Annotated in this window: 25 protein-coding genes; 16 read left to right on the forward strand and 9 right to left on the reverse strand. The window is 70.2% G+C overall.

Going from position 1 to position 26,980, the window contains the following annotated elements:
- Nucleotides 1-208 precede the first annotated feature (208 nt).
- Nucleotides 209-439 carry an HNH endonuclease gene (locus tag HNR15_RS18995; protein WP_179483836.1) on the forward strand — a complete coding sequence of 77 codons (231 nt, stop codon included), beginning with the start codon at nucleotides 209-211 and terminating at the stop codon, nucleotides 437-439.
- Between the two features lie 121 nt (nucleotides 440-560).
- Nucleotides 561-1,556, forward strand: coding sequence for a D-cysteate sulfo-lyase (cuyA, locus tag HNR15_RS16605; RefSeq protein ID WP_179483403.1), 996 nt, complete (start codon nucleotides 561-563; stop codon nucleotides 1,554-1,556).
- Between the two features lie 92 nt (nucleotides 1,557-1,648).
- Here the strand turns inward: cuyA and HNR15_RS16610 are convergent, their stop codons facing one another.
- Entirely contained in the window at nucleotides 1,649-2,515 is an 867-nt protein-coding gene (locus tag HNR15_RS16610; RefSeq protein WP_179483404.1) for a glycosyltransferase, read from the reverse strand.
- Between the two features lie 189 nt (nucleotides 2,516-2,704).
- A complete protein-coding gene (locus HNR15_RS16615; RefSeq protein ID WP_179483405.1) occupies nucleotides 2,705-3,610 on the reverse strand; it encodes an aldo/keto reductase in 906 nt (301 codons plus the stop codon).
- Between the two features lie 138 nt (nucleotides 3,611-3,748).
- On the opposite strand from HNR15_RS16615, the gene HNR15_RS16620 reads away from it, so the two are divergent.
- Nucleotides 3,749-4,849, forward strand: a complete 1,101-nt coding sequence (locus tag HNR15_RS16620) for an acyltransferase family protein (RefSeq protein WP_179483406.1) — start codon at nucleotides 3,749-3,751, stop codon at nucleotides 4,847-4,849.
- A gap of 9 nt (nucleotides 4,850-4,858) precedes the next feature.
- On the opposite strand, the gene poxB is transcribed toward HNR15_RS16620, so the two are convergent.
- Nucleotides 4,859-6,580, reverse strand: coding sequence for a ubiquinone-dependent pyruvate dehydrogenase (gene poxB, locus HNR15_RS16625; RefSeq protein ID WP_179483407.1), 1,722 nt, complete (start codon nucleotides 6,578-6,580; stop codon nucleotides 4,859-4,861).
- Nucleotides 6,581-6,685: 105 nt separating this feature from the next.
- Nucleotides 6,686-7,798, reverse strand: a complete 1,113-nt coding sequence (locus HNR15_RS18935; RefSeq protein WP_179483408.1) for a glycosyltransferase — start codon at nucleotides 7,796-7,798, stop codon at nucleotides 6,686-6,688.
- A 49-nt stretch (nucleotides 7,799-7,847) separates the two neighbouring features.
- On the opposite strand from HNR15_RS18935, the gene HNR15_RS16635 reads away from it, so the two are divergent.
- A complete protein-coding gene (locus tag HNR15_RS16635) occupies nucleotides 7,848-9,008 on the forward strand; it encodes an acyltransferase family protein (protein WP_179483409.1) in 1,161 nt (386 codons plus the stop codon).
- On the opposite strand, the gene HNR15_RS16640 is transcribed toward HNR15_RS16635, so the two are convergent.
- A complete protein-coding gene (locus HNR15_RS16640; protein WP_179483410.1) occupies nucleotides 8,929-10,050 on the reverse strand; it encodes a glycosyltransferase in 1,122 nt (373 codons plus the stop codon). The two genes, HNR15_RS16635 and HNR15_RS16640, sit on opposite strands and share 80 nt — an antisense overlap.
- 105 nt (nucleotides 10,051-10,155) lie before the next feature.
- On the opposite strand from HNR15_RS16640, the gene HNR15_RS16645 reads away from it, so the two are divergent.
- Genes HNR15_RS16645 through HNR15_RS16675 form a run of 7 tightly spaced genes read left to right on the forward strand, consistent with a single transcriptional unit; the run spans nucleotide 10,156 to nucleotide 17,654 of the window.
- Complete coding sequence (locus HNR15_RS16645) at nucleotides 10,156-11,247, forward strand: acyltransferase family protein (protein ID WP_179483411.1); 1,092 nt, start codon at nucleotides 10,156-10,158, stop codon at nucleotides 11,245-11,247.
- The gene (locus HNR15_RS16650) at nucleotides 11,244-12,869 is read left to right on the forward strand and encodes a glycosyltransferase family protein (RefSeq protein WP_179483412.1); all 1,626 of its coding nucleotides are present in this window, start codon (nucleotides 11,244-11,246) and stop codon (nucleotides 12,867-12,869) included. The genes HNR15_RS16645 and HNR15_RS16650 overlap by 4 nt, the downstream gene beginning before the upstream one ends.
- A 54-nt stretch (nucleotides 12,870-12,923) precedes the next feature.
- Complete coding sequence (gene gmd, locus HNR15_RS16655) at nucleotides 12,924-13,970, forward strand: GDP-mannose 4,6-dehydratase (protein WP_179483413.1); 1,047 nt, start codon at nucleotides 12,924-12,926, stop codon at nucleotides 13,968-13,970.
- Nucleotides 13,971-13,993: 23 nt separating this feature from the next.
- Nucleotides 13,994-14,956, forward strand: coding sequence for an NAD-dependent epimerase/dehydratase family protein (locus tag HNR15_RS16660; RefSeq protein WP_179483414.1), 963 nt, complete (start codon nucleotides 13,994-13,996; stop codon nucleotides 14,954-14,956).
- A 1-nt stretch (nucleotide 14,957) separates the two neighbouring features.
- Nucleotides 14,958-15,833 carry an alpha-1,2-fucosyltransferase gene (locus HNR15_RS16665; RefSeq protein WP_179483415.1) on the forward strand — a complete coding sequence of 292 codons (876 nt, stop codon included), beginning with the start codon at nucleotides 14,958-14,960 and terminating at the stop codon, nucleotides 15,831-15,833.
- Nucleotides 15,830-16,576 carry a hypothetical protein gene (locus HNR15_RS16670; protein WP_179483416.1) on the forward strand — a complete coding sequence of 249 codons (747 nt, stop codon included), beginning with the start codon at nucleotides 15,830-15,832 and terminating at the stop codon, nucleotides 16,574-16,576. Before HNR15_RS16665 ends, HNR15_RS16670 begins: the two co-directional genes overlap by 4 nt.
- A 1-nt stretch (nucleotide 16,577) precedes the next feature.
- On the forward strand, nucleotides 16,578-17,654 hold the full coding sequence (locus HNR15_RS16675) for a glycosyltransferase family 4 protein (protein ID WP_179483417.1): 1,077 nt from the start codon (nucleotides 16,578-16,580) through the stop codon (nucleotides 17,652-17,654).
- A 90-nt stretch (nucleotides 17,655-17,744) separates the two neighbouring features.
- Here the strand turns inward: HNR15_RS16675 and HNR15_RS16680 are convergent, their stop codons facing one another.
- Together HNR15_RS16680 and HNR15_RS18940 are read right to left on the reverse strand one after the other, a co-directional pair.
- A complete protein-coding gene (locus HNR15_RS16680; protein WP_179483418.1) occupies nucleotides 17,745-18,566 on the reverse strand; it encodes a glycosyltransferase in 822 nt (273 codons plus the stop codon).
- Nucleotides 18,563-20,431, reverse strand: coding sequence for an ATP-binding cassette domain-containing protein (locus HNR15_RS18940; protein ID WP_179483419.1), 1,869 nt, complete (start codon nucleotides 20,429-20,431; stop codon nucleotides 18,563-18,565). The genes HNR15_RS16680 and HNR15_RS18940 overlap by 4 nt, the downstream gene beginning before the upstream one ends.
- A 96-nt stretch (nucleotides 20,432-20,527) precedes the next feature.
- On the opposite strand from HNR15_RS18940, the gene HNR15_RS16690 reads away from it, so the two are divergent.
- The 5 genes from HNR15_RS16690 to HNR15_RS16710 all read left to right on the forward strand — a co-directional run bounded on the left by HNR15_RS16690 (nucleotide 20,528) and on the right by HNR15_RS16710 (nucleotide 25,062).
- Complete coding sequence (locus tag HNR15_RS16690) at nucleotides 20,528-21,349, forward strand: class I SAM-dependent methyltransferase (RefSeq protein ID WP_179483420.1); 822 nt, start codon at nucleotides 20,528-20,530, stop codon at nucleotides 21,347-21,349.
- A 6-nt stretch (nucleotides 21,350-21,355) separates the two neighbouring features.
- Nucleotides 21,356-22,237 carry a glycosyltransferase family 32 protein gene (locus tag HNR15_RS16695; protein ID WP_179483421.1) on the forward strand — a complete coding sequence of 294 codons (882 nt, stop codon included), beginning with the start codon at nucleotides 21,356-21,358 and terminating at the stop codon, nucleotides 22,235-22,237.
- Nucleotides 22,238-22,387: 150 nt separating this feature from the next.
- The gene (locus HNR15_RS16700; protein ID WP_179483422.1) at nucleotides 22,388-23,149 is read left to right on the forward strand and encodes an SDR family oxidoreductase; all 762 of its coding nucleotides are present in this window, start codon (nucleotides 22,388-22,390) and stop codon (nucleotides 23,147-23,149) included.
- 128 nt (nucleotides 23,150-23,277) lie between these two features.
- Nucleotides 23,278-24,195, forward strand: coding sequence for a glycosyltransferase family 2 protein (locus HNR15_RS16705; RefSeq protein ID WP_179483423.1), 918 nt, complete (start codon nucleotides 23,278-23,280; stop codon nucleotides 24,193-24,195).
- A 24-nt stretch (nucleotides 24,196-24,219) separates the two neighbouring features.
- A complete protein-coding gene (locus tag HNR15_RS16710; RefSeq protein WP_179483424.1) occupies nucleotides 24,220-25,062 on the forward strand; it encodes an aldo/keto reductase in 843 nt (280 codons plus the stop codon).
- Between the two features lie 63 nt (nucleotides 25,063-25,125).
- Here the strand turns inward: HNR15_RS16710 and ilvA are convergent, their stop codons facing one another.
- Together ilvA and HNR15_RS16720 are read right to left on the reverse strand one after the other, a co-directional pair.
- Nucleotides 25,126-26,376 (reverse strand): threonine ammonia-lyase IlvA, encoded by a 1,251-nt coding sequence (gene ilvA / locus HNR15_RS16715; protein WP_179483425.1) that lies wholly within the window; start codon nucleotides 26,374-26,376, stop codon nucleotides 25,126-25,128.
- 65 nt (nucleotides 26,377-26,441) lie between these two features.
- Nucleotides 26,442-26,915 carry a GNAT family N-acetyltransferase gene (locus HNR15_RS16720; protein ID WP_179483426.1) on the reverse strand — a complete coding sequence of 158 codons (474 nt, stop codon included), beginning with the start codon at nucleotides 26,913-26,915 and terminating at the stop codon, nucleotides 26,442-26,444.
- Between the last annotated feature and the right edge of the window lie 65 nt (nucleotides 26,916-26,980).

Here is a 26,980-nt window from a genome sequence, read left to right on the forward strand (position 1 = left end):
TTCGAAGGAAGAGGTCAGGGAGATCGATATATCGCAGATGAGCGTGCCGGCGAGGGTGTGTCGTACGGAGGGCCGCACCTACTGGCGGTATCAGAACGCGTTCTACAGCGACAACGAGAACCTGACGTCGCGACAGGTTCATGCTCTTCTTGTTGCTCGCGATGGTCGTCGGGCCCGTCAGATCGACCGCGCTGAAGAGATGCTCTCCATGGGAAGCGCACCTCGATCAGCACCGGCTCGAGGACACATCAGCGACGAGATCAAGCACTACGTGTGGACGCGCGACCATGGAAGATGCCGACGCTGCAGCTCCACCGTGGAGCTTCAGTTCGACCACGTCATTCCGGTCGCGCACGGAGGCTCAAGCGCCCCAGAGAACCTTCAAGTCTTGTGCGGTCCTTGCAATCGGCGCAAGGGAATGGGCGTCACGAACCGGTAGGACCCTGTCGTGTCCTTTGCGAGAGCGCAGCCTCCTGCGGGGCAGCCGCTAGGAGGCGGCTGCTGGGGCAGGTGCTGGGCCCGTTGGACAGCGTCGACATTCATCGACTACCCATGAGTGCGTGGTTCAACTGACGCGGTTCGCCCGCAGACAACTCGGACACTTCCCTACTCCGCTCGAACCGCTGTCGCGGTTGAGCAGCCTGCTGCGTGAGCAGCACGCCCAGGTCCCGGACCTGTGGATCAAGCGCGACGACTGCACCGGCCTTGCCACCGGCGGCAACAAGACCCGCAAGCTGGAATTCCTGGTCGGCGATGCTCTGGCACAGGGAGCGGACACGCTGATCACCCAGGGCGCGACCCAGTCCAACCACGCACGTCAGACCGCTGCCGCCGCTGCCGTGACGGGCTTGGACTGCAAGATCCTGCTCGAGCAGCGCCAGGTCCGCGACGACGAATACGAGCAGTCCGGGAACGTGCTGCTTGATGAGCTGTTGGGCGCCGAGATCGTGCAGCGACTGCCCGCCGGCAGCGACATGCAGGGCGCCATGGAGTCACTGGCCGAGGAGCTGCGGGCCATCGGGAAGCGGCCGTACGTCATCCCCGGCGGTGGTTCGAACCCGATCGGTGCACTCGGGTACGTCGACTGCGCACTCGAACTGGACGCGGCCCCGGTCGCGGTCGACTGGGTGGTGCACGGCACGGGGAGCACCGGCACGCAGGCGGGGCTGGTCGCCGGGTTCGCCGCGATCAACAGTGCCGCGCGGGTGCTCGGCGTCAGCGTGCGCCAGCCGGAGCAGCATCAGATCGACGCGGTCTACGGGCTGGCCGAGCGCACCGCCGAGCTGATCGGCACCACCGTGGACCTGGAGGACGTGCTGGTCGACGACCGGTGGGTCGGCGGAGGGTACGGCGTGCCGACCGACGAGATGGTCGAGGCGACAAGGCTGCTCGCGTCGACCGAGGGCATCCTGCTGGACCCGGTCTACTCCGGGAAGGGCTTCGCGGGGCTGCTGGGCGGGATCGCAGAGGGCAGGTTCGATGAGACCGACACTGTCGTCTTCCTGCACACGGGAGGCAGCGTGGGTCTGTTCGGCTACCGCTCGACGTTCCAGTGAGCGAACTGAGCGGCGGCCGGCCCTGACCGTGGCGCAGGTATGTCCGAGGGACACAGGTAGACCTGTGTCTCTCGGCCTTCAGTGCGTCAGGGTCAGTGGCGGCGGAGGCGGCGGGCCGTGGCGGCGACGCGACGGACGGCGCCGTACGCGCGGGGGTGGCCCTCGATCAGCGCCTCGACCTTGCCGTAGCGCAACGACCAGTGCGCGAGTCGCGCACGCTCGACGTACCGCTCGGTGAAGTACTCCTCCAGGTGCTCCAGGTAGAACTCGCTGTTGTTGCGGAAGATCTCCGCGTAGATGCGCGCCAGCTTGTCGTGGGTCATCGTGTGGTTCATCGACGTGGCCCGGATGCGGTAGATGCTGTAGAGCTCGTCCAGCTTCACGACGGTGCGGCCGGTGCTCACGATGCGGATCCAGAACTCGTGGTCCTCGCGCCCGTCGCGCAGCTTCTCGTCGTAGCCGCCCAGTGTCTCCCAGTCGGCACGGCGGAACCACGACAGCTGGTGGATCATGTTGTGGTTCAACAGTTTCCCGATGGAGAAGTCGTCGTAGCCGACCTCGCCCTCCGCGTCGCCGAAGCGCAGCACCCGCGCGTGCACGATGCCGACCTGGGGGTCGGCCTCGAAGACCTCGACGGCGGCGCGTGCGTAATCCGGGTGGATCTTGTCGTCCGCGTCGAGGGGAAAGACGTATGCGCCGCGCGCGGCCGCGATCGCGGCGTTGCGGGCGGCGGGCAGGCCGGCGTTCTCCTGGCGGACCACCCGCACGTCGTCACCCAGCTCCGAGAGGACCTGCAGCGTGAGCGGATCGGTCGAGCCGTCGTCGCACACGATGATCTCGACGGACGGGTAGTCCACCGCGCGCGCCGACTCCAGGGTCTCCGGCAGCGTGTCACCGGCGTTGAAGCACGGGACGATGATGCTCACCAGGGGCAGCGTGCGCTCGGGGGTCGTGGCCATGAGGATGAGGGTCGCACGCGCCGGAGGTCGACGAGGTGCAGCGGGTGCGGGGGACCGAGCCAGCCGGCCACCCGCCGGTGGTGCTTCTCGTGGCCACGGGTCTGAAGTTCATGGGCTGGCCGACTCGATCGTGGACCGCGCGGTCCACGCCCCGCTGTCGTTGCTGCGTTTCGGTCCGGGTCGTGCCGGTCAGTCGTTGCCGACTCCGTCCAACTGGTGCCGCAGATCTCTCGGGAGCCGGACGGCAGCCGAGCCGACGTTCTCCTCCAGGTGACCGGGGCTCGAGGTGCCGGAGATGACCAGCGACAACGGCGAGCGCGCGAGAAGCCACGCCAATCCGACCTGGGTCGTGGTCGCTCCGAGCCGCTCGGCCGCCGCCACCACCGCAGGCTCCTCGGTCACCTTGGGCAGCGCCGCGTAACCGCCCCCGCCGAGCGGGAAGTACGGCGACCACACGATGCCGTGCGCTTCGGCGACGTCCAGCAGGACCTCGTCGTCGCGTCGTAGGAGGTTGTGGATGTTGGACACCGCGGCCACCCGGGCGGGGAGTGCGGAGGTGAATTGATCGACGGTGACGTGGCTGAGCCCGATGGCGCTGATCGTCCCGGCATCGCGCAGCGCGATCAGCTCGGCGAGCTGGTCGTCCAACGACACCTGCTGATCGCCCTCCACGATCAAGCCGGGCAGCATGTCCATCCGGCGGAGGTAGACCAGGTCGAGGTGGTCGGTACGCAACGTGCGCAGGTTGTCCTCCACGGATTCCCGCAACTCGCGCGGCTTCTGGGCCGCGGTCATCGGCACCGGTCCTGACGTCAGTGGCCGAGCCCCCACCTTGCTGGCGTAGAGGACCTCACCTCGCCTGTCGGCGAAGGCGTCCGCCAGCAGGCGGTTGGCCAAACCCGCGCCGTAGAACTGGGCCGTGTCGAAGAACGTCACGCCGAGCTCGAACGCGTGGCGCAGGAGGTCCACGCCGGCGCCGTACGCCTGGGCATCGGCGGACGCCGCGCGAGTGAGGCTTCCCAGCCCGTAGCCGACGCGCGGCACCTGTCGGCTTCCGATCGTGACAGTGCCTGCGGCCTCTGCGGGAACGACCATTCGGATCTCCTTGTCTCCGTTGTTCATTGTGCCCGTCGGAGGTGATCGCAGAACGACGGGCAGCGCAGGCCCCGTTGCAGTAGCGCGTGCGGCAGGCTGAGGGCGCTTCCGCCGCCGACCATCGAAGGACCGGGCCCAGTGTCACCATCGCAAGGACCGGACGGCAGCCTGTCGGCGCGACTGGCCGGGCGCGACAACGCCCTCAACTTCGTGCGGCTGCTGCTCGCCCTCAGCGTGATGGTCAGCCACCTCTGGCCGACCGCCGGCCTGCGCGGCCAGTGGGTCTTCGACGGCGACGGCATCGGCGGCTGGGCGGTCGACGGGTTCTTCGTCCTGTCCGGCTACCTGATCATGGGCAGCCGGATGCGGCTGTCCCTGTGTGCATACTTCGCGCGCCGCGCCCTGCGGATCCTGCCCGGCTTCTGGGTCTGTCTGATCGTGGTGGCCTTCGTCTTCGCGCCGCTGGCCGCGTGGCGGGAGGGCGTCGCGTGGTCGCCGACGAGCGCCGCGTCGTACGTCGGCCGCAACCTCGCGCTGTGGATCGACCAGTGGGGTGTCGACAACACCCTGTTGCACACGCCGTACCAGGTGACGTGGGATGCCCCGCTGTGGACGCTGGCGTACGAGTTCCTGGCCTACATCGGCGCCGGGCTGGTGCTGAGTGTCGCGCTGACCCGTCGCCGACCGGTGTGGACGACCGGGACGCTGCTGGTGCTCGCGTCGCTATCGGTGCCCGCTGCGTTCGGGCCGTTGCACGTCACCACGTCGTTCTGGATACACCTGTTGCGTCTCGGCACCTTCTTCGTCGCCGGCATGTTCCTGCGCTCCGTCGCTCACCGGGTGCCGACGAGTGCTGTTCTCGGGATCGTCTCTCTCGCAGCGGTCTTCCTGATCGCCAGCCTCGGGTTCGCCAGTCATTGGACGGCGCTTCCGCTGGCGTACTTCCTGCTCTGGCTCGGCGCCGTGCTGCCCGTTCGGATCGGCGCGCACAACGACATCAGCTACGGCATCTACGTCTACGGCTTCCCGGTCCAGCAGCTGGGGGCCGTGCTCGGACTGGCCACCTGGCCACCCGTGCTGAATCTCATCGCCTGCATCGCGGTGACCGTGCCGATCGCGTGGCTCTCGTGGCGGGTCGTGGAGCAGCCGGCGCTGCGGCTGGTGCGCACGAGACGTACCGCTGCTGGACCGGCCGGCAGCCCGCTCGAGCCGCTCGCATCGTCCGCTCCCACTCGCTGAAACTCAGGATCAGAAGACCTGGCGGATGTTGGTGCGAGCCAGGTCGATCAGCTCCGTCCCGCGTCCGGACAGCACGGTTCGCACCGCGAAGAGGGCGAACCCCTTGGCCTGCTCGGCGCTCACCGTGGGCGGGATCGACAGCTCCTGACGCTCGGTGACGACGTCGAGGATCGCCGGACCGTCGTGTGCGAGGAAGTCCTTCACCGCACCGGGCAGGTCCTTGGACTTCTCCACCCGCCATCCGCGTACGCCGAGCGCGTCGCCGACCCGGGCGAAGTCCGGGTTCTCCAGGTCGGTGGCGAAATTCACGAACCCAGCGGCCTTCATCTCCAGCTCCACGAAGTTGAGCGAAGCGTTGTTGAAGACCACGACCTTCACCGGCAGCTTCATCTGCGTCAGGGTGATCAGCTCGCCCATCAGCATGGTCAGACCGCCGTCACCGGCCAGTGCGACGACCTGCCGCCCCGGGTACGCCGACTGCGCACCGATGCACTGGGACAACGCGTTCGCCATCGAGCCGTGGTTGAACGAACCGATCAGGCGTCGCCGGCCGTTCATCCGGAGGTAGCGGGCCGCCCAGACGACGGGCGAGCCGACGTCCGGGCTGAAGATGGCGTCGTCCGCGGCCGCCTCGTCGAGCAGTCGGACCAGGTACTGCGGGTGGATCGCGCCCGATCGGCGGGTGGGTGTGGCGAGATCGTCGAGGTCCTTGCGGGTGCGGGCGTAATGCTTGGTGATCGAGTCCAGGTGCTTGCTCGACCGCTTGGTCTTCAGCTGCGGCAGCAGCGCCTGGATCGTCTCGGCGACCCCGCCGACCAACCCGACGTCCGCCCTCACCCGGCGGCCGAGTTGAGAGCCACGCACGTCGACCTGCACCACCCTCGCGTCCTTGGGGAAGAACTGCTGGTAGGGGAAGTCGGTGCCGAGCATGAGCAGCGTGTCGCAGTGCTCCATCGCGCGGTACCCGGAGGAGAAACCGAGCAGGCCGGTGAGGCCGACGTCGTAGGGGTTGTCGTGCTCGACGTACTGCTTGCTGCGGATCGTGTGCACGATCGGCGCCTGCAGCACCTGCGCCAGCTGCAGCAGCTCCGCGTGCGCGTCCTGGCAGCCGGCGCCGGCAAGGATCGTGGTCTTCGACCCGTTGTTGAGCGCGGTCGCCGCGGCGGCCACGGAGGCGTCGTCCGGTACGACGCGCACCCCCGCCTCCGTGATGCTCTCGACCGCCGCATCGGTCTTGGCCATACCGATGTCGCCGGGGATGATCAGCACCGCGACGCCCCGCTTGGAGAGCGCCTCCCGCATCGCGATCCGCAGCAGCCGGGGCAACTGGTCGGCGTGCGAGACGTCCTCGGCGTAGACGCTGCACTCGCGGAAGAGCTCGCGCGGGTGGGTCTCCTGGAAGTAGTTCGAGCCGATCTCGCTGCTCGGGATCTGGGCGGCGATCGCCAGCACCGGCACGCGCGAGCGGTTCGCGTCGTACAGGCCGTTGATCAGGTGCAGGTTGCCCGGACCGCAGCTGCCGGCGCACACCGCGAGCTCACCGGTCAGCCCCGCCTCGGCGCTCGCGGCGAACGCCGCCGCCTCCTCGTGCCGCACGTGCACCCACGCCAGCTCCGGCCGGGTGCGCAGCGCGTCGGTGAAGCCGTTGAGGGAATCGCCCGGGATGCCGTAGACGCGGCGCACCCCGCTCGCGATCAACGTGTCGGCGATGAGGTCGGCGCAGGTGGACATCTGGGCTCCCGTCGGGAACGCCCGAAGGCGTCGTCGGTGTCGAGCAGGCCTGCGTTCGACGGTAGCGGAGATCGACGGGTGCGGCCCGGGCTCCCGCGGGACGGCTCAGGCCGGTGATCCCACGTCCGCCGGGACCGCGATGCTGGCCAATTCCAGGAGTCGGGTCGCCCACGCGTCCCAGTTGAGCGACGCCTCGTGGTGGGCGCGGGCACCGGCGCTCAGGGAGCGCCACCGGTCACCGTCGGCGAGACTCGCGATGGCGCCGACCGCGTCGGCCACACACGGCTCACCCGGCCGCACCAGCAGCCCGGTCTCGCCATCGCGCACGATCGTGGACACTCCGCCGACATCCGTGGCGATGGCCGGCAGCCCGTACGCCGCCGCGTCGGTGAGCGTCATCCCGGCGGTATTGGCGGTCGCCAGCTCGAGCAGCACATCGTGCTGCAGGTAGAGGTCGGGCAGCGTGTGCCGCGGCGCCCGGCCGCGCGCGTCCACCCAGTCCGGCAGCGGCGGCAGGTTGCCGACCGCCGTCAGCGAGACCCGATGACCGGCGGCCCGGGCCTGCTGGACGGCCGCGAGCGCTGCCGGACCGCCCTTGCGTGCCCAGTCGCTGGCGACCAACAGCAGGGACAGCTCGTCGTCCGGCTCCCTGGGCGCCAGCGTCCGGGGCTGCACGGACGGGCCGAACGGCACGGTGTGCGCGCGGTCGGCGGGCACCCCCTCGCGTAGCAGCGCCCGCACGGCCCAGTCGGTCATCATCGCGAAGCTGTGCGTCGCGCGCCGCGCATCGCGGTCGACGCGCAGCGCCTGGCGCACAGCGAGCGGATGCAGCTGGTCCACGATCGGGTAGAAGCCGAGGAGCGCGGCGAACGTCGTGTCACCCACCTGGATTACCGGCTGGGGCATCCGCGCGTAGACGATGTCGGTGGACGCGGCCACGGCGACCACGAGGTCGGCCCCGGTGGCCGCCACCCGCTCGGCGACGGTCTTGCCGCGACGCCGGCTGCTCAACACTGCGTGGTGCGGTGAGTAGGTGCGCTCGGTCAGTCGGCCGATGCCGCGCTCCAACAGCCGGTCGGCGGGCGCGAGAGGAATGTCGCCGGTCCATACCGGGGTCACGGATGCGTGCCGGGACAGCGCGGCGTACATCGGAGCGATCGTGCCGGACCAGGCATCCGCGTCGGTGACATCCCAGGGGCTGACGAACGCGATTCTCACCGGGTCATGGTGGCACGTTCGCAGGCCGCGAAACCGTAGGCTGCGCCCCGTGACGACGGCGCTGGCGGACCCCATCCGGGGCCGGGACAACGCGCTCAACTTCCTGCGACTGCTGCTCGCGACCGCGGTGATCATCGACCACAGCTTCCCGATCTCCGGCCTGTCCGGGCCCCGGCACGGTCCGCTCAGCGACGTCGCGGTCAACGGGTTCTTCGTGCTCTCCGGCTATCTGATCGCGGGCAGCCGGGTGCGGATGTCGGGCCCGCGCTACGCATGGCACCGCGCGCTGCGGATCCTGCCGGGCTTCTGGGTGTGCCTGCTGGTGACCGGCCTGGTGATCGCGCCGCTGTCGACGCTGCACTCCCAGCAGCCCTGGGATCTGCGGCTCGGGCTCGGCTACTTCACCCACAACTTCACGCTCGTCTCGATGCACGACTCGATCGGCTCGACCCTCGCGCACGTCAACGAGCAGGCGTGGAACGGCTCGCTCTGGACGCTGTTCCACGAGTCCCTGGCCTACGTCGCGGCGGGCCTGCTGCTCTGGCCGCGCTTCGTGCGCCGGCACGCCGTACCGATCCTCATCGCCGTTGCGGTGCTCGCGGTGGTCGCCGTCTACCTCGCCAACGGGCCGGCGTTCCTGACCACGAACCGCTACCGCGACACGCTGCGGCTCGCGTGCTTCTTCACGGCCGGGATGGCGATGTGGGCCCTGCGCGACCGGATTCCGTCCTCCCGGTGGCTGGCGCTCGCGTCGGCGGCGGTCTTCGTGCCGCTCTACCTGGCCGCGGCCTTCGACGACACCCCGCAGCTGCATGCGGCCACCTTCACCCCCGTCGCGATCATCTGGACGTACGTCGTCACGCCGTTCCCCCTGGCATACCTGCTGTTGTGGCTCGGCGGAGTGCTCCCGGTGCGGCTCGGTGTCCGCAACGACATCTCCTACGGGATGTACATCTACGCGTTCCCGTTGCAGCAGCTGCTCGACGTCCTCGGTGCGCAGCGACTCGGGCTGGCGGCGTTCATCGTGCTGTCGATCCTGGTCACGATCCCGATGGCCTGGCTGTCCTGGCACCTGGTCGAGAAGCGCGCGCTGCGGCTGAAGGACCTCGGGCGGGCGCGGGGGCGGCACGTCACACGACCGTCTGAGCCACTCCCACCAGATGCTGCACCCGGCGGGCGAACTCCGTCTCGAACGGATGCCCGCGCATGAACTCGATGCCCTGACCGGCTGCCGCCGCCACCTCCTCCGGATGCTCAGCGAGGTACGCCGCACGGTCGGCCAGCGCGCCGCCGTCGCCCGTCGGCACGGTCCAGCCGGCGCCGGTCTCGCGGACGAGCGCGGCGAGCGCCACGTTGTCGAACCCCAGCACCGGCACCCCCAGCCCCGCCGACTCCAGGTAGGTGCCCGACGGGTCGCCGAGCAGGTGCGGCAGCACCATGATGTCGACCTCGTCGCGCACCTGCGGCACCCAGGCGCCGTCGAAGTCCACGTCGCCCGCGAACCGCACGCCCGGCACCGCCCGAGCCCGCAACTCCTCGGTGAGCGGGCCGCGTCCGAAGAGAGTCGTGGTCGCCGCCACCCTGCGGCGATTCAGATCGGCCTGCAGGTCGATGGCGAACTGCGGGCCCTTCTCCGGTGAGTGGCGGGCCGAACAGGCCAGCCGGAGGGGTCCTGGTTCTCGCGCTCGCGGGGCCGCCGGGATCTGGTCGGCACGCAGCCTGGTGTCGAAGAACAGCAACGGGTCCCGCGAGTCGCGGGCATAGGTGTCGAACGCGGCCCAGCCGTTGCACTGCAGCCCGGCCGATCGGCGTACGAGCGCCCGCTCGGCTCGCGCCACCCGCACCGCGCCCAGCCGGATGCGGGCCGCGGCGATGCGTGAGCCGGCCGCTCGCACGAGGTAGTCGGTGCGCGCCGACACCGGCACTTCGCTCACCAGCACCACCGGTGCGGGCTGGCCCGAGAGCCATTCCCGCCCCGGCTCCAGGCTCGCGAGGACGACGTCGGGCGCCAGCCGGGCCAGCTCGGTCGGGGCGTCATCGGTCAGCAGCAGGTCGCAGGGCAGCTGCGACGGCGTGCTCCATACCGACCCGAGGTTGTGCGGCCCGGCACCGTCGTCCGGCTCACCGCGGGTGAGGAGGGTGATGCGGCCCGGCCAGTGGGCGGCGTACGCCTGCAGACCAGCGATCAGCTTGACCGGCAGCAGCAGGCCGCCGTCCGCGCGCACCGGCCACCCGCCGTTCGGCACGATCACCAGGTGCATCTCGTCCTCGGGGCTCGTCGTGTCGGACCGGGTGCCCCATTGTCACCCGTTGCTTAACACCGTCGCGGTCTCGCCACGCCCGTATAGTCCGGGCACGTGGCACGTCTCGCAGACCCGCTGCGCGGTCGGGACAATGCGCTGAACTTCCTTCGCCTCCTGCTCGCGATCGCGGTCATCGTCGACCACAGCGTCCCGCTCTCCGGGCTGTCCAGTCCGCGCCGCGGGCCGCTCAGCGACGTGGCCGTCGACGGGTTCTTCGTGCTGTCGGGATATCTGGTGAGCGGCAGCAGGGTGCGGATGTCCGGCCCGCGCTACACCTGGCATCGCGCGCTGCGGATCCTGCCCGGCCTGTGGGTGTGCCTGCTGGTGACCGGTCTGGTGATCGCACCCCTCGCGACATTGCGCACCCACGAGCAGTGGAGTGTCGAGCTCGCGCTGCGATACGTCGCCCAGAACGCCACGCTCTACTCGATGCCCGACACGATGGGCCACACGCTCGCTCACGTACCGCTGCCCAGCGCATGGAACGGCTCGCTGTGGACACTCTGGTACGAGTCCCTCGGTTACCTGGCGGCGGGTCTGCTGCTGTGGCCCTCGTTCGTACGCCGCCACGCGGCGCCGATCCTGGTGACCGTCGCGGTCGCGGCCGCGCTCGTCGTCTACCTCGCGCACGGCCCGCTCTTCGTCACCACCAACCACTATCGAGAGGCTCCCACCCGGCTCGCGTGCTTCTTCGCGGCCGGGATGGCCCTGTGGGCGTTGCGTGACCGTCTGCCATCATCGGGCCGGCTCGCCTTGGCGGCGCTCGCGATCGGCGTACCCCTCTATGTCGCCGGCGCGCTCGACACCGGCCCGCACCCGCATGTGGCGACGTGGATGCCCGGCGGCCTGACCTGGATGTACGTGCTGCTGCCGCTCCCCCTGGGTTACCTGCTGCTGTGGCTCGGCGGGGTGCTGCCGGTGCGGCTCGGTGTCCGCAACGACATCTCCTACGGGGTCTACATCTACGCGTGGCCGATGCAGCAGCTGCTCGCGGTGTTCGGTGGCCAGCGGCTGGGTCTGACCGCGTTCACCCTGCTGGCCGTCGCGGTGACGGTGCCGATGGCGTGGCTGTCGTGGACGCTGGTGGAGAAACGCATGCTGCGGTTGAAGGACCTCGGCCGTACGCCGGCGCCGGTCGCGGCATGAGTGACCCGGACTCTCCCGCGGACCGGCACACGGAGAAGCCGGTCTCGCGTCCCGCCGGCCGGGCGGAGCGGGCGGCGACCTGGCTGCAACGAGCCATCGGCGCCGGGCTGTGCCTGCTGGTGCTCGGCATCCTCGTGCACCCGCAGCTGCCGAACAACGGCTACGACCGGTGGGTGGTGACCCTCGCGACCCTGCTGGTCGCCGCTGCCGCGTGGTTCGTGCCCCGTCGGCTGCGACCGGTGGGGACGTCCTGGAGTCCCCGCCGGTGGATGTGGGTCGGTGCGGGCACCTGGTGCGCGGGCGGGGTGCTCGCGCTGTACGAGGCGTACTTCAGCGGCTACCACGTGTCCTGGGACGCCGGGGTCGTCAAACAGGCCGCCCTGCTTCCGCGCGCCCAGTTCACCCCGTTCCTGGTGGAGTACTTCTCGCGCTATCCCAACAACGCGGCGCTGATGGCCGTCGACCGGCTCGTGTGGCACGTGCAGCACGCCACCGGGGTGGGGTTCGACGCGTCGTACGCCCTGCTCAACGCGGCCCTCTTCATGATCGCCTCCGGACTGCTCTATCTGACCGTGCGCGTCGTACGCGGTGCGGCGTGGGCCGTGGTCGCGCTGCTGCTGATGGACTTCCTGATCGGCGTATCGGCGTGGATGAGCGTCCCGTACACCGATCTGCTGGCCCTCTGGACTCCGATCGGTGCGGTGCTGCTGCTCATCGCCACGCTCCGGTCGAGCGGCTGGCGCGGCCCGGTCCTCGCGGCGCTCGCGGGCATCGCACTAGGCATCGGCTACCAGGTGAAGGTGACGCCGGTGGTCGGTCTGGTCGCGTTCGCGATCACCGCGCTGTTCGCCGTGGCGCGCCGGGGCCGGGTGGGCCGGGTGGTGCTGCTCGGGTCGGTCGCTGCCGCCGTCCTCGCCTTCCTCGCGGCCTCATCGCTCACCTCGACGGTGTCGGGACGGTTGAGCGGCACCGAGCCGCTGACCTCCGGTCACGCCGCCTCGCCGATGGTCTACGTGGCGCAGGGGCTGCGCGTGCAGTACATCCCCGACGACCGGGTCGACATGATCGGCGGGTACGACGGCGCGATCGACCGCGGGACCTACGACATGACCGGCGACCAGCAGGCGAGAGTCGCGCGGTCGGCCATCTCGCGGCGGCTGCGGGAGCTCGGTCCCGGCGGGCTGGTGCGTTTCGAGGCGAACAAGATGGCGTTCAACTGGGGCGACGGCATGTTCTGGGCGCACGGCGAGGGGCACGACATGAGCCAGCCCCCGACGCGCACCGGAGCTGCCGCCCGTCCGGCGGTGGCCTGGAGCTTCCCGGGACACGGGCTCTACCGCCTGCACGTGGACCTGGCGAACACCGTGTGGTTCAGCCTCCTGCTGCTCACCGGGCTCGGCCTGCTCCGCAGCCGGTACTCCCCGGAGGTGCTGCTCCTCGCCCTCACCGTCGTGGGGATCGCCGTTTTCGTGCTGCTCTTCCAGGGCCGTTCGCGGTATCTGATCGGGCACGTGCCTGTCCTGATCGCCCTGGCGTGCGCGCTCGCTCCGCGCCGGACTGCCCCCTCTCCGACCGCAGAACGACGGATGCAGCACGCCCGTTCGTTCGTGGGGCGCCGTTAACATGGCGTCGCCGATCGGCTGGTCGGCGGCACGGGCGACGACAAGGGACACAACGTGACGAAGCGGGCCCTGATCCTCGGGATCACCGGGCAGGACGGGTCCTACCTCGCGGAGTTCCTGCTCGGCAAGGGGTACGAGGTGCACGGCATCATCCGCCGGGCCTCGACCTTCAACACCCACCGGATCGACCACCTCTACCAGGACCCGCACGAGGATGCGCCGCGGATGATCCTGCACTACGGCGAGCTGTCCGACGGGGTGCGGCTGTTGCGGCTGCTCTACGACATCCAGCCCGACGAGGTCTACAACCTCGCGGCCCAGTCGCACGTGCGGGTCAGTTTCGACGAACCGGTCTTCACCGGCGACGTCACCGGCCTGGGCGCCTCCCGCCTGCTCGAGGCAGTTCGTATGAGTGGGGTGCATTGCCGCTACTACCAGGCCTCCACCTCCGAGCTGTACGGCGCGACGCCGCCCCCGCAGGACGAGGACACCCCCTTCCACCCGCGATCGCCGTACGGCGCGGCGAAGCTCTACGCGTACTGGATGACGCGCAACTACCGCGAGGCCTACGACATGTACGCCGTCAACGGGATCCTCTTCAACCACGAGTCGCCGCGCCGGGGCGAGACGTTCGTGACGCGCAAGATCACCCGGGCCGTCGCGCGGATCAAGGCGGGCACCGAGCACGAGGTCTACCTGGGCAACCTCGACGCGATCCGCGACTGGGGTTACGCACCGGAGTTCGTCGAGGGCATGTGGCGGATGCTGCAGGCCGACACCCCCGAGGACTACGTGCTGGCGACCGGGCAGCCCTGCAGCGTGCAGGAATTCGTGCAGAAGGCGTTCGAGCACGCCGGGCTGGACTGGCAGGATCACGTGCGGTTCGACGAGCGTTACCTGCGACCCTCCGAGGTCGACGCCCTGGTCGGTGACCCCGGCAAGGCCGAGCGCGAACTCGGTTGGAAGGCGCGCGTGCACTCCGGCGAGCTGGCTCGAATCATGGTCGACGCGGACATCGCAGCGCTGGCGCACGAGGGCGGCGCGTGGATCGACCAGGCGGTCGTGCCGCAGTGGCCGACGCTGCGGTCCGTGACTCCGTGAGCAGAACAGGGAATGGTGACGCTGTGACGTCCGCTGTCACACGGACCGATCTGCGCGGGGCGCGCATCGTGGTCACCGGTGGACACGGATTCCTGGGCGGACACGTCAGCGACGTGCTGCGCGAACGCGGCGCCGACGTCGTGGCCCTCGGCTCGGCCGACTACGACCTGCGTGAACAGTCAGCCGTACGAGCCCTCTACGCCGACCTCGCGCCGGACCAGGTGGTGCACGTCGCCGCTGCGGTCGGCGGCATCGGAGCGAACGTCGCCAACCCCGGCCGCTTCCTCTACGAGAACGCGGTGATGGGTCTGATGCTGCTGGAGGAGGGTCGGCGCGCCGGACTGGGCAAGTTCGTGCTGGCGTCGACCACCTGCACCTACGCGACCGATGCTCCGCTGCCGCTGCGGGAGGATGACATCTGGTCGGGGCCGCCCGCCCCTGCAACGGGCGCGTACGGGATGGCCAAACGACTGTTGCACGAGGCATGTGAGACCTATCACCGCCAGTACGACGTGGACTCCGCGGTGCTCGTGCTGTCCAACCTCTACGGCCCGCGCGACCACTTCGACGGGCAGGGCACTCATGTGCTCCCGGCGCTGATCCGGCGGTACGCCGACGCGGTCCGCGAGGACACGGCGTACGTGAGCAACTGGGGCAGTGGCCGCGCCACGCGGGAGTTCCTGCACGTGCGTGACGGGGCGCGGGCGGTGGCGCTGGCGTGCGAGACGCCGGTGGGTCCGGCGCCGATCAACGTCGGCACGGGGATCGAGACCTCCATCGCCGAGCTCGCCGCACTGGTGCAGGACGCAGTCGGGTACACCGGCGAAGTGCGTTGGGACACCAGCAAACCCGAGGGCCAGCCGACGCGGTACAGCGACGTGACCCGTGCCCGCGAGCTGCTCGGCTTCAGCGCGCGGGTGCCGCTGGCGGACGGCGTACGGGAGACCGTCGACTGGTTCCTCGCTCAGCAGCCCGTGGAGGTCTGAGATGGCGATCGCCCGCCCGGGCGACGGGATCCAGGGGGCTCTTCTCGGCCCGCTGAAGAGCAGGGCGTTCGGGCTGCTGCGCCGCGGCGACCGCGACGTCATGTGGACCATCCCCGGCCTGGGGCTCGGCAACTTCCTCTATCAGTGGCTGTGGGCGCACGCCGGCCAGCAGCAGGGGCTGGACCGTCGGGTGCTGGAGCAACCGGAGATGCGCGAGTGGTACGACGTGTTCCCCGGGGTGCGGGAGCGGCTCATCGTCCCGCGCTCGCAGGTGCGGATGACCGATCGGCGTACCGCCGGCAGCTACAGCGTCTTCGCCGACAACAGCCCGGGCGAGATCGACGCCTTCGCCCGCGACCTGCTGCTCACGGCGCCGGTCTTCGCCGACGCGCTGCCGCCGACGAGCGCTCCCGCCGACGTTGTGCTGCACATCCGCCGCGGCAGCTACTACACCGATGAGTCGTTGCGGCGCTACTACGGGATGGATGTGCCCGGATACCTGCGGGTGGCACTCGAGGGCAGCACGCGGCAGGACGGCCCGATCGAACGCATCACGGTATTGTCCAACGACCAGGCGTGGTGTCGCGACCAGCTCGGCTGGCTGGGCGAATTCGCCGGCACCGTGCGCCACGGCGACCCCTCGGCCTCGGCGGCGGAGGACTTCCGTGATCTTGCGCTGGCGCGACGCAGCGTGCTCGGCAACTCCACGTTCGCCTACTGGGCGGGGTACCTGTCCAACGTGATCCACGGTGACAACCACGCCCAGGTGTGGGCGCCGCTCTTCCACATCCGCGAGCCGAAATGGCAGGCCGTGCAACTGGATCCGCGGTGGAGCATCGTCGCGGACATCCCTGGCGGGTGGGAGGAGAAGGCGTGAACGTGCTGATTCTGCTCACCGCCGCGGTGACGCCGGACCCGGCGTTCCTCGCCGGCGATGCGTCGTTCCGGATGACCCTCGCGGACCCGCAGGTGCGCGCCGGGCAGTACCGCGCCGCGGTCGATCACTGGTCCGGCGTCGCGCACGCGGTCGGTGGGCGGGTGGCCGTGGTCGAGACCTCCGGCGCCGATCGGGGTGACGTGACCCGGCGCACCGACGTCGGGTACGTGTCGTACTCGCTGCCCGCAGGGCTGGCCTCCGGTGGCAAGGGCGCGATCGAGGCGGCGGCGATCGACCACGCGCTGGACACCCTCGATCCCGCGCCCGACACGGTGCTGGTCAAGGTGACCGGCAGGCTGCTCGTGGAGAACGCGGCGCGGGTGATCGGCCCGGTCGGCGATGCCACGGTGCAGGTGCGGCGCAGTCTGGACCGCGCGTTCGCGGACACCCGATTCGTGGTGACGACGGTCGGCACTTGGCGCGAGCACCTGAGCGGGATGAGCGCGGAGGTCGACGACGACCGCGCACGATGGCTGGAGCGGGTCGCCGCCCAGCGCCTGATCGTCGGTGAGTACGCCGGCACCCTCACGGTGCAGCGCTTCCCGGACCCGCCGCGGTTCGTGGGTGCGTCCGGCACGACGGGGGTGAGGTACGACGGGTGGCGCGCACGCGTCGTACCCCCTGTCGTCCAACGCAAGGCCGAAGGCGCGGTGCGCCGGCTGCTCGGCGGACGGTTGGTCTGAGATGGCGCGCAGGGCTCTGCTACTGAGTGGGGCGGACCTGGCCCGCTGGCGCCGCGAACACGCCGCGGGTGATCGGCCGGCGGCGTTGCCGTACGGCGCGGACGCTTTGGAACAGAACGGTCTTCGCGTCGACGGCGTGCAGTTGAGCGACCGGCGAGTGGCGACGAAGGCCCGCGACGTGGTCGAGCATCGACTCGGCATCCCCGTCGCACGCACGGTCAAGGGTGCGGTCAAGGTGGCTCGCGCCGAGCTGGTGATCGCGTCCCTGGAGCGCGAGGCGATCGCCATGTCCGCACTGCGGCGCGCGCACGTGCCGCCGTACCGACGGGCCCCGCTCGTCGCGCTGACCTGCTGGTTGGCCGACGACGCCCGCGGCGCCGACGAGGCGACTCGAGCACAGCTCCTTGCTCGCTTCGCGAACGTCGACGCGTTCGTCTACTGGAGCCGAAACCAGACACCGATCCTGCGCGAGCTCGGGATCGCCGAGCGCAAGCTGGTGCCCGTGGGCTTCTGCGCGGACACCGACTACTTCACGCCGGACCCGTCCGTCCCGCAGGACATCGAGCTGCTGGCGGTCGGGCAGGACGGTGGGCGCGACTACGCGACGCTCTTCGACGCGGTCCGCGGCACGGACCTGGTCGTCGACATCGTCTGCCCGGTGAGTTACCTGCCGCCGGACATCCCACAGGAGAACGTGCGGCTGCACGGCGTCGTCGACAGCCGCGCGTACGCCGCCATGCTGCGTCGCGCGAAGGTGGTGGTCGTACCGACCCATGAGCGCGCGTACCCCACCGGGCAGAGCGTGGCGCTGGAGGCGAGCGCGACCGGCGCCTGCGTGGTCGTGACCGGCTCGACCCCGCTGCGTGAGTACTTCACCCATGAGCAGGACGCGCTGCTGGTGGACGTGCACGATCCCGCCGACCTGCGGGCCCGGCTGCGGCAGGCGCTCGGTGACGAGGCGCTCCGCCGACGGGTGGGCGCGGGCGCCAGGGCGAACGTCACCGGCCGCTTCACCGCCGACATCATGTGGCGCGACATCCTGACCGCGCTGCGCGACCGCGACCTCCTGCCCGCCTGAACCCGCGCTCCGTGCAGGCGGGGAGGAGATGCGCGGTACACCAGGTCCGTATCAGCGCGGATCTCCTCCCGCTGTATACGCGCCACCCCCTCAGTTACGCCGCAGCAGGCGTTTGGCCAGCGGTGCGGCCTGGTGGAGCCTGTTCTCGATGAAGCCGTAGCGCTGCTTCCAGTGCTGCAGCGTGTCCCACTGATCGCGGCGGATGCGGATGAGCTGCTCGATGTTGTCCAGGTAGTACTGCGGGTGCGCCCGGATGATCTGGGCCAAGGCGCGGACCGTGTCTTCCTCGGCCATGCCTCCGGTGATCGAGTCGGATCGCTGCCGGTAGTGATAGAGCACGCGGTCCAGTCGGTACGCCGTCCGCCCCAGCTCGAGGATCGAGAGCCACAGGTCGTGGTCCTCCAAGCGCACCTGGTGGTATCCGCCCACAGCGGCCCAGTCCTCTTTACGGAACATGGAACAGGCCGGAATCTGGTTGCCGGTCAACATGATCCCGACGTCGAACTGCCCCAGCTCCCACGGCCCGGTCACCGCTCCGAACATGTCGGCGCGGGGGTAGACGATGCCCAGCTCGGGCCGCGCGTCCAACTCGGCTGCGGCCAGCGCTGCGTACTGCGGCTCGACGATGTCGTCGGCGTCGACGGGCAGGATGTAGGTGCCGCGCGCTGCTGCCACGCCGGTGTTGCGCGCGCCGGGCAGGCCCTGGTTCTCCTGGTGGATGACGCGCACGCCGAGCGCTTCCACCGCGTCGATCACCCGCAGGGTGGTGGGATCGGTGGATCCGTCGTCGACGACGATCAGCTCGAGGTCCGGGTGGGTCTGCGCGAGCGTGGACTCGACGGACTCGCGCAGGTAGGCGCCGTCGTTGAAGCAGGCGGTCACGATCGTGACCGGGGTGACCGGCCCGCTCACGGGACGATCACGCCGGTGTCCTCGACGGTCGCCTCGAGGTTGGCCAGCTCGACCAGGCGCGCGAAGTGGGCGTTGTCCGCGCGTACCTGCTCGAACGTCCCTCGTGAGGCGACCTGGCCGTCTTCGAGGAAGACGATCTGGTCGCAGCCGCGCACGGTACTGAGGCGGTGGGCGACGATCAGGATGGTGATCTGACCGTGCAGTGCCTGCATGGTCTGGGTGATCTTGTGTTCGGTGATGTTGTCCAGCGCCGAGGTGGCCTCATCGAGGACCAGCAGTTTCGGCGCGTTGTAGAGCGCACGGGCGATGCCGAGGCGCTGGCGCTGGCCGCCGGACAGCTTGCCGCCCCACTCGCCGACGGGCGCCTGCAGCCCGCCGGGCAGCTCCGCGAGCAGGTCGGTGAGCTGCGCCTGCTGGACCGCGCGGCGTACCCGCTCCAGGTTCTCCGGCGTCGGGTCGTCACCGAAGAGCACGTTCTCCTCGACGGTGCCGTCCAGCGGGATGACCTCCTGCGGTACAACGGCCAGGTTGCGCTGCCAGCCGCGTACGTCGGTCGCGATGTCCTGCCCGTCGGCCAGAATGGCGCCGCCGGTCGGGGTGTGCAGCCCCAGGATGAGGTCGACGAGGGTGGACTTGCCGGCGCCGCTGCCGCCGACGAGGGCGACCGACGTACCGGCCGTCACATCGAGGTCGACGCCGCGCAGCACCTCCTTGTCGGTGCCGCCGTAGCTGAAGCGCAGATCGTGCAGCCGCAGCGAGCGCTGGAACGGTATGGGTGCGGCCGGAGCCTCGTGACGGGTGGTGATGCGCTGCGCGTCGTGGGTCTCGGCGATGACCGACTGGAGCCCGATGCTGCCGACCCGGATCGAGGAGAGGGAGGCGAGCGCGGCGGTCATGCTCGGCAGGATCCGGAAGCCCGCGACCGCGAAGAGCGCCAGCATGCTGACCGCGCGCGAGGACTCCGAGCGGCTGAAGAGCACGACGGTCATCAGCGCGATGCCGACGATGAAGACGATCTCCAGCACGTAGCGCGGCAGCTCACCGAGGAAGGTGGAGGTGCGGCTGGCGCCCGCGGCGTCGCGCTGCACCCGGTGGTAGCGGCCGAGGAAGTACTCGGAGTTGTCTTTGAGCTTGATGTCCTTGATCGACGCGAGCGGCTCCACCGACACCCGGAACATCGCCTCGGACGCGTTGAGCGCGCGGGCCCCCGCCTCCGAGGCGTAGCGGCGGGTGAGCAGGTAGAGCGTCGTGCCGGCCACCGCGAAGTACGCGAGCATGATCAGCGCAGGCACGGGCATGATCACCACGAGCGAGATCAGGATCGCCACGATGGTGACCGCGGAGGTGATCACGTTGATCACGCCGAGGACGACGCCGTTGTAGACCGCGCCGACCGCCCCGCCGCTCATCCGCAGGAACTCCGCGGTCGTGCGCTGCAGGTGCAGGGAGTACGGCGCATGCAGGAAGTAGCGGAAGAGCGACTCGGAGGTCTCGGCCTCCTGCAGGTTGACGAAGCCGAGCACCCACCACCGGAAGGCGATGACCGCGACGCCCTTACAGACGTAGGTGACCAGCAGCACGACCGCCAGCCAGATGGCCACGGTGTTCTTGTCGTCGGTGCCGAAGACGTCGGCGGCGGAGCCGAGCGGGCCGAACGACGGCGTCGTACCGGTCAGCACCTCCATCAGCGGCAGCACCGTCGCGACCGCCAGGATCTCCGCGAAGGCCTGCAGGATCGACCCGACCAGGGCGGCCACCAGCTTCAGCCTGGTGCGCGGCGAGAAGAGCACCATGACGTCCCTGGGGATTCCGAGCACGGTGACCTTCGCTGGAGCGGGACGGGGGCAGGGCGCGCGGGTGCGCACCGGCGACATCGTACGCAGTGCGCGCGTGCGGCAGCGGGTTACGACGGGGTGCCTGCAAGCGCCGGTATGCCTCAGCGGGCACCTACGATGTGCCGCATGGTTTCGGTCACGAACGCCCAGGTCGACGATCTGCCGGGGTGGTTCTTCCCCATCGACATGGAGCTCTTCCGGGTGCACCTGGCCCGCAGCGCGCAGCAGGGCCCGGGCGACCTGGCCGAGTTGGGCGTCTACCTCGGTAAGAGCGCGACGCTGATCGGCGGTGACGTGGGACCGGGCGAGACGTTCACCGTCATCGACCTCTTCGGGGATGACGCGGGGGACGAGCGCAACCTGGAGGAGAACATCGACCAGTACCCGGAGCTGACCCGGGCGCAGTTCGAGGCCAACTACCGCGGGCTGCACGGCGAGCTGCCCGTCGTCGTGCAGGACTACAGCGAGAAGATCGTCGACCACGCGGCGCACGGCACCCACCGGTTCGTGCACATCGACGCCTCGCACCTCTACGAGCACGTGGTCAAGGACATCGCGGCCACGCGCACCCTCCTGCGGCCCGACGGCGTCGTCGTCTTCGACGACTACCGCTCGGCGCACACCCCCGGCGTCTCGGCGGCGGTGTGGGAGGCGCGCGAGTCCGGTCTGCGGCCGATCGCCGTGTCCGAGGTCAAGCTCTACGCCACCTGGGGCGACCCGGCGCCGTACACCGAGGCGGTGCTCTCCTGGGTGCGCGATTCGGAGTTCGCCCACGAGATGCACCGGATCGGCGCCGACGACGTGGTGCGCGTCTTCGGCGGGTACGGGTCGGCCGAGCCCGTATGGCTGCCCTGGGTGCCCCCGCGGATGGCGCCCCGTTTCTCCGCGGCTGTGACCGCCGTACGCGGCTTCACCCGGCGTCGCCCGTCTCGCGCGGTCGCTTCCTAGGCCGCCGTGGGGATTCTGCGTTGGGGAGCGCAGCAGGCCAGGCAGGCCAAGCACCGCGCGTTCGTGGTGTGGAGGCGTGTGCCGTTGTCGAAGAACGTGATCCGCGCGAACGACGCCCGGTGGAGGCGGCACTTCGCCAAGCACCCGTACGTCTACGACCCGACGCACCACGCCCACACGTTCCTGGCCGAGCCGCCTCCGCCGGACGGAGGTGCGAGCGAGCTGCCCCGGGTCATCTGGTGCGTCTGGACCGGCGACAACCCGCTCACCGAGAACCGGCAGCGTGGTCTGGCGAGCCTGCGCGAGCAGCACGCCGGCACCGACGTGCAGGTGCGTCTGCTGACCCCGGAGGACCTGGACCAGTGGCTGGTCGAGGGTCACCCGTTGCACCCGGCGTACGAGTTCCTCTCCCTCAACCACCGTTCGGACTACCTGCGCGCCTACCTGCTGCACCATCACGGCGGTGGCTACTCCGACATCAAGCCCACCCCGCGTAGCTGGGCCGACAGCTTCGACCTGCTGGAGCAGCACCCGGAGAGCTGGGCGCTGGGGTATCCCGAGCTGTCGTCGTCGCTGTGCGCTCAGCTGCCCGGCGGGTACGGGCGGCTGGTCAAGCACCACTTCCCGCTCTTCATCGGCAACAGCGCGTTCATCTACCGCTCGCACACGCCGATGACCGCGTCGTGGCTCGCCGCGCTGGAACGCGATCTGGACGAGGCGGTCGACGAGCTGCGGGCCCATCCTGGCGGGATGTGGGGCCGCACGCCGGGATATCCGCTGCGCTGGGGGCAGTTGATGGCCGACATCGGGCAGCCGCTGCAGCTGAAGTACCACGGCCGCTTCCTGCAGGACGGCCGGATGCAGCCGGGGTTCGTGGACTACCGCTGACAGGTGGATGTGCCCGGAGGCCACGATGTCCCTTCGATGCGCCTCGATAGGCAGAGACCAGAGCGGCGTTCGTCGAGGCGGTAATCTCCGGCCGACGCCGCTCGACCGATACATCGACGTGGCGGCGGAGTGGTCGAGGAGGGAGTGGGCATGCGCTTCACCGATCGGGTGTGTGTGGTGAACGGCGCGGCGAGTGACATCGGTGCAGCCGTGGTCGACCGGTTGCGCGGCGAGGGCGCTCTCGTGGTCGGTGTCGACCGCAAGGAACACAGCGTCGGCGACGTGTCGGTGACTGCCGATCTCCTGGCCGAGGACGAGGTGCGAGCGTTGTATGCCGACGTGGTCGGCCGTCTTGGACGTCTCGACGTGGTCTACAACAACCAGGGCCTCATGGATCGGGGCGACCTCTCACTGCTCCACACCGATCTCGACATATGGCGGACGGTGCAGGACGCGAATCTCACGTCGACGTTCCTGTCGTGCAAGCACGCGGTGCCCCTGCTCCTGGAGACCGATCCGCGTGGCGGGGCGATCGTCAACTCGGCGTCCTTCCTCGCCGAGATCGGGGCGGCGACCGCGCAGATGGGGTACGCCGCGGCGAAGGCCGCTGTGGTCCAGCTGACCCGTGACCTCGGTGTGCATCTTGCGCGCGGCGGTGTGCGCGTGAACGCGGTCCTGTTCGGCCCCATCGACACACCCGCCCAACGGGCCGTCTTCGAACGCAACCCCGGAGCGCTCGACAAGCGCCTCGTGCACTGGCCGATGGGCCGATTCGGCACGCTCGCGGAAGCGGCGGCCACCGTGGCCTTCCTGGCCAGTGACGACGCCGGGTTCATCACCGCGGCGGCCATACCTCTCGATGGAGGGATCACCCGCGCGTTCACGGTCCCCGAGGATTCCGCCACGCCCTGACGGCCCCGGACGTTCGGGTCGAGGCACGGCCCGTCGGCGCTACCGGACGGCATCGGTCCCCCGTGCACAGCACGTGCACCTCGTTCCCACGCCACTCGGGGAGCTCGTCGATGGGTAGCCTGCACGCCATGCCGCCCGCTGCCACCGTCATCGTGCCCACGCTGGGCGGCGCCGAGCGACTGCCGCGACTGTTCGCCGCGCTGGAGCAGCAGGAGGGCACGACGTACGAGTGCGTCGTCGTGCTGGACGGGCAGGTCGACGACTCCGCCGCTGTCGTGCAGTCCTGGAGCGGGCGGATACCGGTGCGATCCGTGGCCTTTCCGGAGAACCGCGGCCGATCGGCAGCGCTGAACGCCGGCCGTGCGGCCGCGCAGGGCCGGGTGCTGATCCGGTGCGACGACGACCTCGCACCCGCCCCGTCGTTCGTGGCGGCGCACGTCGCCCACCACGATCGGCCGGAGCCGGTGGGCGTCGTCGGCATGTGCCCCGAAGTCTTTCCCGACAACGCCTACGTGCGCGCGTACGGGCAGACCAACGACGACCTCGTCCGCGAGAGCAGCTATGCGCTCGCCCCGGATCAGGCGTGGCGCCGCTGGTCGGCCAACGTGTCGGTCACCGACGAGACGTGGGACCGGGTCGGGCCCTACGACGACGCGTTCCGGGTCTACGGCTGGGAGGACATCGACTGGGGATACCGCCTGCACCTGCTCGGCATCCCGGTGCTCGTGCCCCGTGATCTCGAAGCGCCGCACCACAATCCGGCGACCAGCGCGACCGAACGCGCCGAGCGGGCCTACCACTCCGGTGCCTCCCGCCGGGTCTTCGAGGCCAAGCACGGATCGGACGCGCTGGGCGCTGACCGGCTGGCGATGGATTCGCCCTGGAACGTCGCGGTGCGCGCGACGGGAGGCGTCCTGAGGTCGGACGGGGCCGTCCGATTGCTGGGGCGCGGCGTCGACGGGCTGCTGCCGCGGGTGTCGCCCTCGGTGGGTCACAAGCTGGTGGCGCTGCTCGTGGAGGGTTCAGGCGTCGCCGCGACGCGCTGATACGCCACGAGTAGCGTGACTCACATGGTCAGTGACATCCCGGCATACACCCTGAACGACGAGAACACCCTGCCCGCAATCGGTTTCGGCTCCTATCCGCTGAAGGGCGAGGACGGCACGGCCGCGATGGTGAGCGCGATCGAGGCGGGCTACCGACTGCTCGACACCGCGGTGAACTATCAGAACGAGGCCGAGGTCGGTGAGGCGATGCGTCGCAGCGGCCTGCCGCGCGAGCAGTTGCAGGTCACCACGAAGATCCCCGGCCGCCACCACGGGTACGACGACGCGCGGGCGTCCATCCGCACGTCCCTGCAGACGCTCGGTGTCGACTACATCGACCTGCACCTCATCCACTGGCCGAACCCCAGCGTCGGGAAGTTCCGTGAGGCCTGGCGCGCACTGGTCGAGGCGCGCGAGGAGGGGCTGGTGAAGTCGATCGGCGTCTCCAACTTCACCCCCGAGTTCCTGCGCGCGATCATCGACGACTCCGGCGTGACCCCCGCCGTCAACCAGATCGAGCTGCACCCCTACTTCCCGCAGCAGCAGATGCGCGCGGTGCACGCCGAGCTCGGCATCCGCACCGAGGCGTGGAGCCCGATGGGCAAGCGGCAGGCGCCGTTCACCGAGGACGCGGTCGCCGGGCCGGCGCGCGCGTACGACGTGTCACCGGGCCAGGTCATCATGCGCTGGCACTACCAGCTCGGCAGCCTGCCGATCCCGAAGTCGGCGACGCCGGAGCGCCAGCGGGCCAATCTGGACGTCTTCGGCTTCGAGCTGACCGACGCGGAGGTGGCCGCGATCACCGCACTCGGGCGCCCCGACGGCCGCCTCTTCGGCGGCGACCCGGAGACCCACGAGGAGATGTGAAAGGTGGAGTCGCCGCGCGCTCTATGGAGCGCGCGGCGACTCCATCGCCTGGTGCGCCGACGACTAGAGCAGGAAGCCGAACATCGGGCTGTCCGGCGGCACCCGCTCGATGACCAGCGGTGAGGCCTTCATCCGGTCCAACAGCGGTTGCAGGTCGGCCGCCGACCCGAGCTCGACCCCGACGAGCGCCGGGCCGTACTCACGACTGTTGCGCTTGACGTACTCGAAGAGCGCGATGTCGTCCTCCGGGCCGAGGACGTCGTTCAGGAAACGGCGCAACGCCCCTGGCTCCTGAGGGAATTCGACGAGGAAGTAGTGCTTGCGGCCCTCGTGCACCAGGGCGCGCTCGACCACCTCGCCGTAGCGGCTGACGTCGTTGTTGCCACCGGAGAGCACCGCCACGACGGTGGATTCGGGCTCCAGGTCGAGCTCGAGCAGCGCGGCCGAGGCGATGGCGCCCGACGGCTCGGCGATGATCCCCTCGCTCTGGTAGAGCGCGAGCATCTCGGTGCAGATGGCTCCCTCGGCGATGGTGCGCATCTCGCACCCGGAGTCGCGCACGATCGGGAAGGTGAACGCGCCCACCCGGCGTACGGCGGTGCCGTCGGCGAAGCCGTCGATGGCGTCGAGGGTGACGGGCGCTCCCCCGTCGAGGGCGGCCGTCATGCTCGCGGCTCCGGCGGGTTCGACCCCGACGATCCGGGTGCGTGGGTGCTCCTGCTGCAGTGCCGTGATCGCGCCGGCCAGCAGCCCGCCGCCGCCGACGGGGACGACCAGGACGTCGGGCGCTCTGCCCAACTGGTCCACGACCTCCAGTGCGATCGTGCCCTGCCCGGCGATGGTCCGCGGGTCGTCGAACGCCGGCACGATGGTCGCGCCGGTGCGGTCCGCCTCGGCGTACGCCGCAGTGGCCGCGTCGTCGTACGTCTCGCCGTCGACGACCACCTTGACCCGCCCGAGTCCGAGCGCCGACACCCGATCGCGTTTCTGACGAGGCGTCGTGCGCGGCAGGTGAATGCGCGCGTCGACACCGAGCTGCGCGCCGGCCAGCGCGACCCCCTGGGCGTGGTTGCCCGCGCTCGCGCACACCACCCCGCGCGACCGCTGCTCGTCGTCGAGCTGGGCGATGAGGTTGTACGCGCCGCGGATCTTGTAGGACCGCACCGGCTGCAGGTCCTCGCGCTTGAGGTGCACCTGCGCACCGGTCAGCGCGGACAGCCGCGCGCTGGTGTCGAGCGGGGTGGGTGACGCCACGCTGGAGAGTCGGTCGGCCGCGGCGCGTACGTCGGCGACCGTGGGATTCTGCGTCGTCACCCGTCCAAGGTATCCACCGGACGGCGCTCCCGGCGGCGCTGTCCTGCCGGTGGACAGGACCCCGGTCAGAGGGGGCGTTTCATCCCGATGTGCGAGGCCTCGTACCCAAGGCGTTCGTAGAACCGCTGCGCCTCGGTGCGCGAGGCGTCGGTCGTCAGCTGGGCCAGGATCGCGCCGCGCGTCCGGCCCCACGCGTGGGCCCACGCGAACATCGCCCTGCCCAGGCCCGTGCCGCGCATCGACGAGGAGACGCGTACCGCCTCGATCTGGAGTCGGCTGGCACCACCGCGCGAGAGTCCGGGGATCACGCTCGCCTGCAGAGTGCCGACCACCTGGCCGTCCTCGTCGCGGACGGCGAGCAGATGGTGGGCCGGGTCGGCGTCGACGAGCCCGAACGCCGCGTCGTACGGCGCGAGATCCGCCGCCTCGCGGCCCGTGCCCAGGACGTCGTCACGCAGCAGTGCGACCAGCGCCGGGACGTCCTCGCGGACCGCACGGTCGAAGCGGTAGGTGCGGCCGTCGAGAGTGACGGTGTCCACGGTGGTCCTTCCTGCCGCAGGGGACAGACGACGAAGCGGCGGCCCCGGGACGACCCGGGACCGCC

Source organism: Allobranchiibius huperziae, from assembly GCF_013410455.1.
Lineage (GTDB): Bacteria > Actinomycetota > Actinomycetes > Actinomycetales > Dermatophilaceae > Allobranchiibius > Allobranchiibius huperziae.